General features: G+C 43.3%; 12 protein-coding genes. 9 read left to right on the top strand and 3 right to left on the bottom strand.

What is annotated here, in order from left to right:
- The first annotated feature begins 166 nt into the window (after positions 1–166).
- From QY309_08310 to QY309_08285, 6 genes are all read left to right on the top strand, one after another.
- Positions 167–1,789: a glycerol-3-phosphate dehydrogenase/oxidase gene (locus QY309_08310; GenBank protein ID WKZ61483.1), complete on the top strand. Its 1,623-nt coding sequence runs from the start codon at positions 167–169 to the stop codon at positions 1,787–1,789.
- 167 nt (positions 1,790–1,956) lie between these two features.
- Positions 1,957–3,438, top strand: a complete 1,482-nt coding sequence (glpK, locus tag QY309_08305) for a glycerol kinase GlpK (protein WKZ61482.1) — start codon at positions 1,957–1,959, stop codon at positions 3,436–3,438.
- Between the two features lie 114 nt (positions 3,439–3,552).
- Positions 3,553–4,992, top strand: a complete 1,440-nt coding sequence (locus QY309_08300) for an AAA family ATPase (GenBank protein ID WKZ61481.1) — start codon at positions 3,553–3,555, stop codon at positions 4,990–4,992.
- Positions 4,993–5,161: 169 nt separating this feature from the next.
- Positions 5,162–6,583 (top strand): linear amide C-N hydrolase, encoded by a 1,422-nt coding sequence (locus QY309_08295; GenBank protein WKZ61480.1) that lies wholly within the window; start codon positions 5,162–5,164, stop codon positions 6,581–6,583.
- Positions 6,574–6,981 (top strand): hypothetical protein, encoded by a 408-nt coding sequence (locus tag QY309_08290; protein WKZ61479.1) that lies wholly within the window; start codon positions 6,574–6,576, stop codon positions 6,979–6,981. The genes QY309_08295 and QY309_08290 overlap by 10 nt, the downstream gene beginning before the upstream one ends.
- A gap of 46 nt (positions 6,982–7,027) precedes the next feature.
- On the top strand, positions 7,028–7,417 hold the full coding sequence (locus QY309_08285) for an antibiotic biosynthesis monooxygenase (protein ID WKZ61478.1): 390 nt from the start codon (positions 7,028–7,030) through the stop codon (positions 7,415–7,417).
- A gap of 6 nt (positions 7,418–7,423) precedes the next feature.
- On the opposite strand, the gene QY309_08280 is transcribed toward QY309_08285, so the two are convergent.
- Positions 7,424–8,230, bottom strand: a complete 807-nt coding sequence (locus QY309_08280; protein WKZ61477.1) for a M15 family metallopeptidase — start codon at positions 8,228–8,230, stop codon at positions 7,424–7,426.
- 121 nt (positions 8,231–8,351) lie between these two features.
- Positions 8,352–8,810, bottom strand: a complete 459-nt coding sequence (locus QY309_08275; GenBank protein ID WKZ61476.1) for a hypothetical protein — start codon at positions 8,808–8,810, stop codon at positions 8,352–8,354.
- A gap of 191 nt (positions 8,811–9,001) precedes the next feature.
- On the opposite strand from QY309_08275, the gene QY309_08270 reads away from it, so the two are divergent.
- Both QY309_08270 and QY309_08265 read left to right on the top strand, forming a co-directional pair.
- Positions 9,002–10,858: a phosphoenolpyruvate carboxykinase (GTP) gene (locus QY309_08270; GenBank protein WKZ61475.1), complete on the top strand. Its 1,857-nt coding sequence runs from the start codon at positions 9,002–9,004 to the stop codon at positions 10,856–10,858.
- 131 nt (positions 10,859–10,989) lie between these two features.
- Positions 10,990–11,217, top strand: a complete 228-nt coding sequence (locus tag QY309_08265) for a hypothetical protein (protein ID WKZ61474.1) — start codon at positions 10,990–10,992, stop codon at positions 11,215–11,217.
- 77 nt (positions 11,218–11,294) lie between these two features.
- On the opposite strand, the gene QY309_08260 is transcribed toward QY309_08265, so the two are convergent.
- Positions 11,295–12,767 carry a sodium:solute symporter family protein gene (locus QY309_08260; GenBank protein ID WKZ61473.1) on the bottom strand — a complete coding sequence of 491 codons (1,473 nt, stop codon included), beginning with the start codon at positions 12,765–12,767 and terminating at the stop codon, positions 11,295–11,297.
- A gap of 84 nt (positions 12,768–12,851) precedes the next feature.
- Between QY309_08260 and QY309_08255 the strand changes: the two genes are divergently transcribed.
- Positions 12,852–14,804 (top strand): oligopeptide transporter, OPT family, encoded by a 1,953-nt coding sequence (locus QY309_08255; GenBank protein WKZ61472.1) that lies wholly within the window; start codon positions 12,852–12,854, stop codon positions 14,802–14,804.
- Positions 14,805–14,810 lie beyond the last annotated feature (6 nt).

The raw sequence follows: 14,810 nt of genomic DNA, 5'->3' as shown, positions 1-14,810 counted from the left end.
AGTGGCGGAGAACAGCAATACTAAGGTACTTCTTAAATCTGTTTCAACTCATTACGGATCAGTAATATTTTTTGTTTAAGGTTTTATGGATTTTATTGATCCTTAATGACAGATAAACTTGACGGGTAACCGTTTTTTTGTAGTTTGGAAATCATCTTAACAGCAAATGAACAACCGGACAGAATGTATTGAAACGCTTGCTTCCGGATCGTTTGATGTCCTGATTATTGGCGGTGGCATTACCGGTGCCGGCATTGCGTTGGATGCTGCATCCCGTGGTTTAAAGACCGCACTCATTGAAAAAAATGATTTTGCCTGGGGTACGTCAAGTCGATCGACCAAGCTAATACATGGCGGCCTACGCTACCTGAAGCAGTTGGAGTTCGGATTGGTAAAAGAAGTGGGAAGTGAACGTGCAATTGTACACAAACTGGCGCCACACCTGGTTGTTGCAGAGAAAATGTTGCTTCCATTAAAAGAAGGCAGGGGATTTGGCACACTACTCACCTCATTCGGATTAAAATTGTACGATTGGCTGGCCGGGGTAAAAGAAGCTGACCAACGAAAAATGCTAACACGGCAACAAACGCTGCGGTATGAACCCTTGCTAAGACCGGATGGGATTAAAGGTGGTGGTTTGTATGCGGAATACCGAACGGATGATGCACGCCTCACACTTGAAATTATTAAAACGGCTGTTTCCTATGGTGCGCTTATCAGTAATTATGTAGAAGCCAATGCATTTCAATATACTAATGACAAAATATCAGGTGTAACGGTTACAGACCATGTAACACAACGAACATTTCTCATTCAGGCGCAGCAAATTGTGAATGCAACCGGCCCGTGGGTGGATCAGCTTCGTGAAAAAGACAAATCCAAAACCGGTAAAACACTGCACCTGACAAAAGGTGTGCACATTGTGGTGCCGCGTGAAAAATTGCCGGTACAACAATCCATTTATTTCGATGTACCCGATGGCCGAATGATTTTTGCCATTCCGCGTGGGCGTACTACCTATATCGGTACAACGGATACCGATTACGGCCAGGATATTGATCATGTCATTACAACGCAAGCAGATGCAACCTACCTGATTGATGCCGTAAACGATTCGTTTCCGGCTGTTAAACTTTCATTGGATGATGTGGAATCAAGCTGGGCTGGTTTGCGTCCGCTCATTCATGAAGAAGGAAAATCGGCTTCTGAGCTTTCGCGTAAAGATGAAATTTTTGTTTCACCTTCCGGATTGATTTCCATAGCAGGAGGGAAGCTTACCGGTTATCGAAAAATGGCGGAGCGGGTGGTGGATATGGTGACTGAGCGATCGGGTCGTGAAGATTTACTTGAATGTTTTACTGATAAGATCAGCTTGAATAAAAACAATTTCAATCATGCAGAAGCGGTTGCTGCGTTTAGACAATCCATACATGATCAACTTGACGCGTTCAACTTATCTGCGTATTCCGATTACCTCGTTGAAAATTACGGTCGCCAAACCGAAAACGTGATCAGGCAGTTACAGGCATTTCATGATGACGATCCTTCGGTACAGCTGGCGCGGGCCGAATTGAAATTCACCATTGAAAATGAAATGGTTGTATCCATTCTCGATTTCTTTATCAGGCGAACAGGCATGTTGTTTTTTGATATGCCGCGCTTGTTGAAGGTGAAAGATGCTATTCTTATTGACATGAACGTAATGATGCGTTGGGATGCCAAGCAACTTCAAGTTGAGCAAGAAAAACTTGAGCAGGCAATTAAGGAAGCTCGGATTACTACTTCCTGAAATTTTGTTTCTATGGCTTTGTCTTCTCTGAGTTTCTCAGCGGATTCTTTGCGCACTCTGCGGTAAAAATTAACCGCAGAGAGTCGCGGAGAGCTGCGCAGAGGAGTTCGTATAGTTGGCTATTCACACAAACAATCCTATATTTCTTCTTTGAATTCTATTTCTTCATGGAAAAATACATCATTGCATTAGATCAGGGCACCACCAGTTCACGAGCCGTTTTGTTTTCGGCGTCAGGTGAGATAAAGGGAATTGCACAAAAAGAATTTCGGCAAATCTTTCCACAATCGGGTTGGGTGGAGCATGATCCCATAGAGATTCTCAACACGCAACTGGGTGTACTGGGAAGTCTGATTACGGATCATAAGCTTGATCCGAAAGCAATCATGGCTATAGGCATTACCAATCAGCGTGAAACCACCGTGGTGTGGGATAAGACTACAGGTCAGCCCGTATACAACGCCATTGTGTGGCAGGATAAGCGCACAGCTTCCATCTGCGAAGAAATGGTTTCGATGGGACTTGGTCCGTATGTGCGTGAGCAAACCGGTTTGGTGATTGATTCGTATTTCTCGGCAACAAAAGTTAAATGGATTCTCGACAACGTTCCGCAGGCAAGGGAAAAAGCTTCGCGTGGTGAGTTGTTGTTCGGCACGATAGACACCTGGCTTATCTGGAACATGACCAACCGAAAATCGCATGTTACGGATGTAACCAATGCCTCGCGCACTTTGCTGTACAACATTCAGACTTTAAAGTGGGACAAAAAACTTTTAACAGACCTCGATATTCCCGAGAACATGTTGCCGGAAGTAAAAGAATCGTGTGATCACTTTGGTGATTTTGAATTAAACGGTGCCACTATCCCGATTTGTGGCGTAGCCGGTGACCAACAAGCTGCGTTGTTTGGTCAGGCCTGTTTTGAACCGGGCATGGCAAAGAACACGTACGGAACCGGTTGCTTCATGCTGATGAATACCGGAAGCAAGATTCAGCTTTCAAAAAATGGGTTGATCACCACTATTGCATGGAGCATGAACGGCAAGGTGGAATATGCACTGGAAGGCAGCGTGTTTATTGCAGGTGCTGCCGTGCAGTGGCTGCGCGACAGCCTGGGTATTATCGATGAATCCAAAGACTCGGAATACTTTGCCGCAAAAGCATTGGGCTCAAACGAAGTATACGTAGTGCCCGCCTTTGCAGGACTGGGTGCACCACATTGGGATATGTATGCACGTGGCGCCATCTTTGGCCTTACACGCGATACGGGAAAAGAGCACATCATCAAAGCCACGCTGGAATCGTTGGCGTACCAGACCAAAGATGTGCTGAATGCCATGGAAGAAGATGCCGGACTGAAGTTGGCGCGTTTGAAAGTAGATGGGGGAGCTTGTGCCAACAACATTCTCATGCAATTCCAGGCCGATATTTTAGGCACGGAAGTAGAGCGCCCCGAAGTGATAGAATCCACGGCCATGGGTGCAGCCTTTTTAGCCGGTATACACGTGGGGTTGTGGAAGAAGGAAGACATCATCCGCAACCGAAAAATAAATCAGTTGTTCAAGCCCAATATGGACACCGCCACCCGCAATAAACTATACAGCGGTTGGCAGAAAGCTGTGGATCGCACGAAAGGGTGGGTGGGGTAAGTGAAATATATGCAATGCACAAAATAAATATCCTTTAATGCGCTCAGTAAATGAGGATATTTCTTTTGGGTAATGATTATATTTGGATGTTGGCAGCAATTATTCTTACGACAAATGGATTTAACTCACGAAGGACACTACAACTTTACGGGACTATCTAAAATTAATGTCTTACTTGGCAAGAATGGGTCGGGCAAGAGTACAATGTTGAAGAGAATTGAAGACCGGCTAACTACTCAAAACATTGGCGAAATAAGTTACGTAACGCCAGAGAGAGGGGGTTCACTGAGATATGAAGCAGGAGTCGAGCAAAACGTAATGACAGGAGGTAGTTGGACAAGGGATAGAAAACGGGTTAATCAATGGTCACAATTCAAGAACTATTCAGTTGCTCAGTACAGGCGACTAGAAACATTATCATTGAGAGAAATAGAATCCAACCACGCGATTAGAGGTAATTTTGCTTTGACCTTTAATACGACAATTGAAAAAATAAATAACCTACTTACTAACATCAAAATTGTAAGAACACCTAAAGGAGATTTTGAACTATTCACAAAACCAGCAAACACCAAAATAGAACCTGATTCTATCAGCAGCGGAGAATCTGAATTAATTTCGCTAGCTATTGAATGCTTAACATTTGAGAAATCCTGTGATTCAACAAAACAAAATTTACTCTTAATTGATGAGCCAGATGTTCACCTACACCCAGATTTGCAAGCTAAATTTATAGCCTTTCTAATTGAGCTAGTTAATTCAAACAAGTTCTCCGTAATAATTGCAACACATAGTACAGCGATACTAGGCGCGCTATTGAATTATGAACATTCTAGATTTGGTATCCTTTCAAATGGAGCCTTGAATGTTACGTTTAGACAAATCGATGATAAGTATAAGGCAATCTTACCAATTTTTGGAGCGCATCCATTATCGAATCTTTTTAATCAGTCTCCAATTATATTGGTGGAGGGCGAAGACGAGGAACGAATTTTTCAGCAGGCAGTTCGAAGTTCCAATGGTCAACTGAAGCTGTATCCATCTTCGGTTGGAGGAGTTGGTAATTTGCCTGAATATGAAAACAGTGTAATAGAAATACTAAATGGTGTTTACGACAATGCACAGGGCTACTCATTACGAGACCGAGACGAAGGAACCGAAGAAATAAACGATAACCCTCCTTTGGTTAGATTTAAGACAAGTTGTCGAGCAAGTGAAAACCTTATATTGTCTGACGAGGTGCTGCAAACTATGGGAACGACCTGGGAAAATCTGCTAGGACAAATAGAAAAATGGATTGTGGCATTCAACGGACACCCAAGACATGCTGTAATGACCTCATTCAAAACAAATGGTTATAACAGAAAGTCATTTGACCTGAAAGACATCAGAAACATTTTAGTCGGACTAACCGACTACTCGAAACCATGGGAGATAGCTGTCGGACAAACAATAAGTAAATTGGTTCGAGGACAGATTAACAAGGACTTTGGGGACAATAAGCTTTGTAATTTTTTGGGGACAAAATTTTCGAATTGTTTAAGACCAGAATAACTGCTGCCAACATTGTGTTTATGCCAGCTGCGGGGGAAGTGTAAGTATGAAGTTTAGTTTTTATATTTCGTTTCGGCACCTGGGACAGGACGCAGCTCCGAAACCGCAGCCGTCATAAACACAGGTCGTTGGTGGCAAGCATAAACGACAACTCAAAACGACAGAAAGAATGAAAAAATATTTTTGGACACTTCTATTCCTGACGACAATAATGCAATCGGTATATCCTTGTTCGTCATTCGTTCTAAAAAATGGAAAGACAATCCTGTTGGGCAAAAATTTTGATTGGACTTTTGACAAAGGTTATATCATCAAAAATTTAAGGAACACTACGAAAGTTGCGTATTTCACACATAATGGAACATCTGCAAGTTGGACAAGTAAATACGGTAGTATTACGTTCAACCAAAACGGAAAAGAAATGCCTTATGGCGGAATGAACGAAAAAGGGCTTGTAGTAGAAATGCTTTGGTTAGACGATACCCGTTTTAATATTTCGGAAGACAAAACATATCTGAACGAATTGGAATGGATACAATATCAGTTGGACAATTTTCAAACCGTTGACGAAGTTGTCGCCAATGTTGAAACGCTAAAAATATATCCGATTAAAGGAAAAATCCATTACATATTGGCAGACACTTACGGGAAATCGGTAATCATAGAATATTTGGATGGTAAACCTATGGTTTACGAAAAGGAAGCCAACACTTGTCAGGCAATAACCAACAAATCGGTGATGTTTTCCGAAAAGTATATTGACAATATTCATGGTATTCGCCAAAACAACACATCGGAAATTTACCGTTATCATCAACTTGAAAACCAAATAAAGAAACTGCAAAACCCAAGTGATTTTTCGGAAAAAACTGCGTTTCAGTTATTAGAAAACGTAAGCATTCCCAAAGGCGATTTTAAAACGGTATGGTCTGTTGTGTACAACATTGAAACCAAAAACATTGCCTTTTTTTCTCACAAAAACAAAGAAATTAAGCAAATCAATTTGAGCAACATTGACTTTGAACAAGGTTTAAGTTGTTTCAACATCAATCAAAATAAAGAAACGCTGTTAGACAACAAACTACAACCTTTTTCAGAAAAGGTAAATTTTGAAATGGTTTCAGCATCGCTGACACATTTAGGGTTTGATATGGGTTTGAGCAAAGAAATAAGCGAACATCAATTCAATCAAAAATTGGTAACACAATCCTATTTTTCTCAAAATTACTTTCATTTCGATATTAATATTCCTATGGCAGAAGCAGGTAAATCCTTGATTTTTTCGGTTATGGACAGCGAAAAGAATTTTAATAAAAAAGTAGCGGTAACAGGTGGCTATATTGAAGGGACAACAGTAATAGGTACGGCTACAAGACACATTTACGGTTTGAAAAATGGCACATATGCGATGATAGCCCTAATAGACGAAAACAAAAATTATGAACTTGACTTTGACAGCGAAAAAAATCCTGTTGAAAAATACGCAACTTTCAGCAATTTCATCCCAAAGTCAATGGCAGAAATTACGTTTAAAAATTCATCCAACTATTTTACCAACGACAACGCTAAACTGACAGTAGAATGGAGATAAGAATGCCAGCCACCAACATCGGTTTGCCGCAATGGGGGCTGACGTGCTTCTATGAAACTTTTGTGCTTAAACAAACGGCAGTGCTTCGATTGAACATTACTGCTAATAATCCCTCACTGCGGCAAGCCGAGGCACGTTACCACCAATGCTATACCACCGATTCAGACCACCTTGATTTTGTGGTGGGCATTGATGATAAGTGCCAGTGGAATGCGATACCGTTTCTGAACCAGTATCAGGGTATGTTTCATAAAGTAATTCTGTCGGATGAGTTTAATGCTACCTTGTTGAAAAATGAAGTCAGCGGGAGGTATAGCACAACCTTAAATGAAATGCATGCCAAGCAGTTGATCATTGATAAGGCGAATACGTTGCTTGCGGAAATCAACACCTATTAACAACAAAATCGCTAACTAAATATATCTCAAACTAGAATATTCAGGAATGAAGACCAGGCCACTTGATTTCGTACTTGCACTTTTCTTTTCTATTCTCTTTGTCCCTCAGATTTATGCTCAGGAGGACAAGCAGTTAGTGCGTTTGGCAAAATTGGTAATAGACGAAGTGCAATTGGATCAATACAATGCGTTCTTAAAAGAAGAAATTGAGATTTCCGTTCGGGTAGAGCCTGGCGTACTTACATTGTACGCAGTAGCCGAAAAGGAACGACTAAATCACATAACCATCCTTGAAATCTACGCCAATGAAGAAGCGTATCAAAAGCATATTCAAACGCCTCATTTCCTGAAGTATAAAAATGCAACGAAGGATATGGTGAAATCACTTGAGTTGATTGAAGTAAATCCGTTAATACCTGAAATGAAGATCAAGTAGCGCTTCTCACTCTTCTTTTTTTGCCCACGAAGATTGTTCACTTTCCCAATTGTTCCAATAACGCTGCAGTATGCGCAAGTCAGCTTCAATGCACGGATATTGTTCTATGAGTTTCGGATGATGCAATTTCCCCTGCACCAGTTCAGTAGGGCGAATGCCTCCGGTCCACTCAAAATGCCCGGGGTCATAGAGGTAACGCCAGCGGCCACCCCAACGCATGCCCAGTTGCTCTCCTATGATGCCGATCTTTCTCCACAGCGCTTTGTTCTCCCATTGGGCTTCACCATTAACAATGGGCACCAAATCAACAGCTAGTCCGTATTGATGTTTGGATCTTCCGGCACCTTTGCGGGTGTAGGCTTTGCCCATGCCTTTATACTCGGCCTGTTTGGAATGGGTGCGGTAGGTTTCTACAATGGCCAGTTCAATGCCTTTTTGTTTGCAGCGTTCAATTAATTGTACAACCTTATCGCGGAAAATGGGGTGCAGAGCTTGTAATTCGGCTATCATGGGTAGATTACCACGATCTTTGCCGAACGTAAAGTTCTCATTCACCTTCCAGTTTTTCCAGCCATTGAGGGTGTCCTCCAGCCAATATTTCTTGTACTGTTCCAGCTGTATTTGGGCTAATTGGAGTTGTACCTGGTTAACTGAATCGCGATACGCTTGCTCGCGCATGCGCTTTTCTGTTTCAATTCTTTTAATGATTTCGACCTCCGGACGGCAATCGTACGATTCAAATAAGGTCGATTGCGCCTTAAGCGTGGTAAGGGAGATCAGGCTAAAAAGTAGGGAACCAATGAAAAAACGCATTGCTGCCACTGATTTAAACCACAAAAGTAATAAAAAGTGGGAACACGCTATATATGAAGCGTTTAAAACAAAAATCGCGGCCGTTGAGCCGCGATTCAGTATGCATAAGCCTGGGCTGAACTTAGGAGTCTTCCTTATTCAATTCGGCCAGTAATTCCTGGTATTTGGCTTTGGTTTCGGCATTTTCGGCAATGGCCTTCTTTACTTTATTATACACGGCAGCACCAACAAACTCGGTAGCCAGCGTTTTAAAGGTTTCTTGAATTTTGGCGGTGCCTTCGTCTTTAAACTTCAATATTTCTTTAATCGCCTCAACTTCTTCCGGTGTAGCCTCAGCTTCAGCCAGTTTGGTTTCGTCATTAATGATTTTCGATAGATCATTATAGCGGGCGGCTGTTACTTTCTCGTTATTCTTCACCATTTCAGAGATGGTGTTAATGAGGTCTTCCTTCATGTTGTCGATGGAATCCATCACTACTGCATACTTTTTTAATTCTTCTTCGGTAACTTCATCTTGCGCAAATACGCCTTGAAAACCCAGCATCAGAAACAACGCCAGACAGAACTTTGTGAGCTTCATAGGTTATTGGTTTTTGTTAAAAATCAAGTACTTACAAGCTTGCAGTTTACAAGGATGGGCCGATTTATCCAAGCATTTTTTTTTCAGAATGCGCTATTATGCAACTTTTAAATTTTGTTTATGCAATCGATTGAATCATTTCATTTTGCCATATTCTCTCTGTAATTTTGGCGCCTCATTCAACAGCAATTATGACGGACGAATTACTTGTAAACGGCACTTATACGGTAAAACATGCCGAAGCAAAGGAGTGGGTTAAGCAGCTTGCCGACCTGTGTAAACCCGACCAGATCAGGTGGTGCGATGGCTCAAAGGCAGAGTACGATGAACTTTGTGAGTTACTGGTAAACAAGGGAACCTTTATCCGGTTGAATCCGGAGAAGCGCCCAAACAGTTTTGCGTGTTTCTCTGACCCCAGTGACGTGGCGCGTGTGGAAGATCGCACGTATATCTGCAGTCGCAAGAAAGAAAATGCCGGACCCACCAACAATTGGGTGGATCCCAAAGTAATGAAGCAAACCCTTCAGCCATTGCTGGAAGGATGTATGCAAGGTCGTACCATGTATGTGATTCCATTCAGCATGGGGCCGATCGGTTCTGATATCTCACAAATCGGTATTGAAATTACCGACTCTGAATATGTGGTGGTGAACATGCACCTGATGACACGAGTAAGCGCCAAAGTAATGGACTTGCTCGGTGAAGATGGTGAATATGTAAAGTGTTTACACACAGTGGGCGCGCCATTAAAACCCGGACAGGAAGATGCCAAATGGCCCACCAATCCAACTACAAAATACATTGTTCATTTTCCGGAAGAGCGCTCCATCATTTCCTATGGATCGGGATATGGCGGTAATGCCTTGTTAGGTAAAAAATGTTTTGCGCTTCGTATTGCCTCCGTAATGGCCAACGATGAGAACTGGCTGGCCGAGCACATGTTGCTGGTAGGTGTTCAAAGTCCGGACGGGCAAAAAGATTACGTGGCAGCTGCCTTTCCAAGTGCCTGTGGTAAAACCAATTTCGCCATGCTTATTCCACCTAAAGAATTTGATGGTTGGAAAGTAACTACGGTTGGCGATGATATTGCGTGGATTAAACCCGGCAAGGATGGAAAGCTTTATGCGATCAATCCTGAAGCGGGATATTTTGGTGTAGCACCGGGCACCAATCAAAAAACAAACCCGAATGCTATGGCGACCATTGCCAGCAACACCATTTTTACCAACGTGGCCATTACTGAAGATGGCGATGTATGGTGGGAGGGCATGACCAAAGAACCACCCAGGAATTTGATCGACTGGCGCGGACAAAAATGGGATCCAACAGCAGGAAAGCCTGCTGCGCACCCAAACAGTCGCTTTACAGTTTCCGCCAAACAAAATCCGGCTATTGATCCCGAATGGGAAAATCCAAAAGGGGTTGAAGTCAGCGCATTTGTTTTTGGTGGAAGAAGAAGTACCACCATTCCTTTGGTGTATCAATCGGCCAACTGGGCATTTGGAGTTTACCTGGCGGCAACCATGGGCTCGGAAACAACAGCTGCTGCATTTGGCGAAGTGGGAAAAGTAAGACGCGATCCCTTCGCGATGTTGCCATTCTGCGGCTATCACATGGGTGATTATTTTAATCACTGGCTGCAATTTGGTCGTGGGTTGCCGGCACCGCCTCGTATTTATGGCGTGAACTGGTTCCGCAAAGATGCCAACGGCAACTTCATCTGGCCAGGTTTTGGCGATAACATGCGCGTATTGAAATGGATTGTGTTGAAGAGCAGGGGAGAAGTGAACGCAGTGGAAAGCCCTATTGGCTGGATGCCAACGTATGATGACATGGATTGGACGGGCCTGGATTTTACACCCGAACAATTTGAAAGCATCATGTCTATTGAGCGGGAAGAATGGAAGGCCGAATTGCTTCAACATGCAGAATTATTTGAGCGCATGTATGATAAGTTACCAAAAGAGTTTATCTTCATGAGAGAATTGTTGCTGTCCAACCTATGGCGCTCACCGGAGCGTTGGAAACTGGAACCGGAACGTTTTTAAGCAGAACACCTAAACCTAACCTAGATAGAAAGCCCCTTAGCAATGAGGGGCTTTCGCTTTAATCAAATAAGGTGTGTTTCTTAATCGTTTAAATTTTCAAGTTAAAATGCTACCTTAAACAATTCGCCAACATGAAATTTGAAAAGGAAATAACGCGTGTACTGCAAGCCAGGCAAACTACCAGCAATATGATAAATGTTGTTGACGCGTTAGGGTGTACTGAAGGTCAATTACAGCATGCGTTTGAGGTAGCCCTGGAAATGGACAATCAAAACCTGGCCAAGTTGCTATACTCAAATTTTAATGCACAAAAGATTATCATAGAGTTTACCCTATTGGCCTATGATAGGCCACGTTGATTTAAATCCGTAAAGAGAGCTTTCACTTTTTGGTAATTATAAATCTTATTGCGTGCTATTTGCGTCTTTGCGAAAGGTTATTCGAAGAACGGCTTCCACTTTTCCTCCGGTGAAGGTTTGGTAAGTGAACTTACAACAATCAGCATCACCAGTGATGCAACCAGCGAGGGGATGGCGATATAATCAGTATCGACAGGAAAGAGCCAGAAGGAAATGTTACTGACTTCAAGTAATTTGTTGATAACCGGAACAGTCATGCCTGCAATGATGGAAGCCACACCACCAGCTGGCGTTACCCGCTTCCAGAAAAAGCTGGCAATGAGCACAGGCGCAAGTGATGCCCCTATCATCGTGTAAGATATGAACGCCATCTCTAATACCGTTTCAAATTGCGTAACCATCGCAAACGCTACTAAACCGAGTATGACAATACTCACTTGCTGAATGCGAATCAGTTTTTTTGAATCCTTAGTCGACTTAAAAAAGTATGGCTTTAAAATGTCGTTGGAAAGATTGGTTGAGGTGACCATCAGGAAAGTATTACCGGTAGAAAGGATAATCGCGGTACCGGCTGCAAACAACAACGACCCAATCACAGCAGGTATTTGTTCAAACCCTATTCTTAAAATCACTTCTTCCGACATCGCCCGGTTGATCGAACCGTCAGCTAAAAAGAAGCGTGGATCGTTTGAATAGATGGCATAGCCGACAACGGCAATCGTACACATTAACACTTCTATGATCACTACTCCAGCCAGCATACCGATAACAGCCTTTTTTGCGGATGAGGAATCTTTTGCGGAAGCAAACTTTTGATACATGCTGCTCTCACTCATCAGCAATAAAAACGTGGGGAGAATAATCCCCAATACCCAGATGGCATCGTGGCCTTCGAACAAGGAAAGGTATTCCGGTCGTGTATTTTCAATGGTTTGAACGACTTCGCCCCAGCCACCATGCGAAGCAATCGCGAAAGGCAGGGTTAAGGCCATGGCAACAATCATAATGGTGCCATTGAAAATATCAATCGATACAATGGATACCATCCCCGCAAGGGCAGTAAATGCAATGATGATCAGGCAGGTAATAAACGTACCGGTTTGCAAATCGATTGCGCCTTCTGAAAGAATGGAAATAAACCGACCGCCACCTTTAAACTGGTAGCCAGCAATTACCAGGTACGCGACAATGATGGTGACCGTTCCCAATATTCGGGCGGCACGGTTGTAGCGTTGTTCCAGTAAATCGGTAAGTGTGATTTTTGATATTTTCCGAACGCGTTCAGCAATGAAGTATATGGCAATTATTCCGATCCATGCACCGGCTGAGAACCACAGTTCACTAAAACCCGAACGAAAACTTAATCCAGCTGTACCAAACAAACTTCCTGATCCAATCCAGGTACAAACCAATGTGCCGACCAACAGGTATACCGGTACCCCGCGCCCGGCCACCATGAAATCTTCTTCACTCTTAACAGCCTTGCTTTTGTAGATGATGATCCCAATCAAAATAACGATGTAGGTAATGCTGACGATGGAGTAAATCATGCCGCTAATTATGTGATGGTTGAGCGCTAAAAGTAAAGAAAATTTAATAGTTTACTGCCTGATTTATGACCAACACTAAACCTCATGGAAGATAAAAAAGCATTTAAGCCCTACATCGCGCCCAGCGATTTTATACCCGAGTTTACGCTCAAGGCGGTATTGTTGGGCTCCATTTTCGGAATCATTTTCGGAGCTGCCACGGTTTACCTCGGGCTGAAAGTCGGGCTTACCGTAAGCGCCTCTATTCCCATTGCTGTATTGGCAATTTCCATTTTCAAAAAGCTTGGCAAGGCTACCATTTTGGAAAACAACATGGTGCAAACCATCGGATCTGCCGGGGAGTCTGTTGCGGCCGGGGTTGTGTTTACCGTTCCGGCTTTGTTGTTTTTGGCCGGGGGTGAAGCATACTTTCAATACTTCCAGATTTTTGTGCTGGCCCTTGTCGGTGGTGTGCTAGGTGTCTTATTTATGGTGCCGTTACGAAGGGCATTGATTGTAAAGGAACATGGTAATCTTCCGTATCCGGAAGGGGCAGCTTGCGCTGATGTGCTCGTAGCTGGTGAGAAGGGTGGAGCACTTGCCCGGAATGTGTTTTACGGATTAGGAATAGCCTTTTTGTATAAGGGCTTCATGTCTATTCTGGGTTTGTGGAAAGATGTTCCACAGTATGTTTTTGGAAGATCATCGGCTTTGCCAAATGGTACCGTGAATGCTGAGATTACGCCTGAACTACTTGGCGTAGGCTACATCATCGGTCCGCGCATTGCCGGCATTATGGTAGCCGGAGGTGTTTTGTCGTGGCTGGTGTTGATTCCACTGATTACACTCTTAGGTGATAACCTGACTGCACCCATGGCTCCGGAAACGTCTATGCTGATTTCCGAAATGTCGCCTTCGCAGATCTGGAGTAAGTACATTCGTTACATCGGTGCGGGTGCCGTTACGTTTGGCGGTATCATCACGCTCATTAAAACGTTACCTACCATCGTCACCGCATTCAAAGATTCATTCAAAGACTTGCGTTCCCGCAATGCACAAACAGCTGCAACCCAGGTACGTACTGAAAAGGATGTGCCGCTGATTTTTGTTGTAGTTGGCTCTATCGCACTGGTATTTTTAATGGCGATCTTACCGAATGTGCCTACTAATTTTCTATCGGCTATTATGATCGTGGTGTTCGGATTTTTCTTTGTTACGGTAGCCTCGCGCATTGTAGGTTTGATCGGTTCGTCTTCTAGTCCGGTATCGGGTATGACTATCGCCACGTTAATGGCTACTTCACTGATTTTTATCGGTATAGGTTGGACCGGTGATTTCTATCAACCGATAGCGTTGGTTGTAGGGTCTATCGTGTGTATTGCTGCGGCCAATGCAGGCGCAACCTCACAGGATTTGAAGACCGGATTTTTAGTGGGCGCAACCCCAATGAAACAGCAAATAGGTTTATTGATTGGTGTACTGGTTTCTACAGTAGCCATTGGTTTTACCCTGCTATTACTTCATGATACGTTGGGTATTGGTATTGTTACAGAAGAACATCCTAATCCACTACCTGCGCCTCAAGCCATGTTGATGTCTACAGTAATTAAAGGTTTGCTCAGCCAGAATTTACCTTGGGGATTGGTACTGGCCGGCATGGGGCTTTCAGCTGTTGTGGAGTTGTGTGGCGTAAGTTCCTTGGCGTTTGCGGTGGGTGCCTATTTACCGTTGTCAACTACTTCACCCATTTTTGTTGGTGGATTGATCAAAACGCTTGCAGATAAAGTGGCAAATCGGAAAGGAGAGGAGTCGGAAGTAAGTTCGGGTGCTTTGTTCAGTTCAGGACTTATTGCCGGAGGCGCACTTACTGGAATACTTGTAGCGGTACTGCTTGGAACCAATGTAAATACATCTGAAGGTTCCAAATCTGTAATCGGTGCTATCCACGATTCAGTTCACAGCGTGATTCCTGAAGGAGGCGACTTGGTATCGATTATCATGTTTGCTGTTCTTGGCTTCATTGTATTCAGTTTTGCCAAGAAGAAAATCAACGCTTAAACGTAG

This window comes from Cyclobacteriaceae bacterium, from assembly GCA_030584025.1.
Classification (GTDB): Bacteria; Bacteroidota; Bacteroidia; order Cytophagales; family Cyclobacteriaceae; genus UBA2336.
Note: the sequence above shows the minus strand (reverse complement) of the source record. Positions and strands in the feature narration are given on the sequence as shown.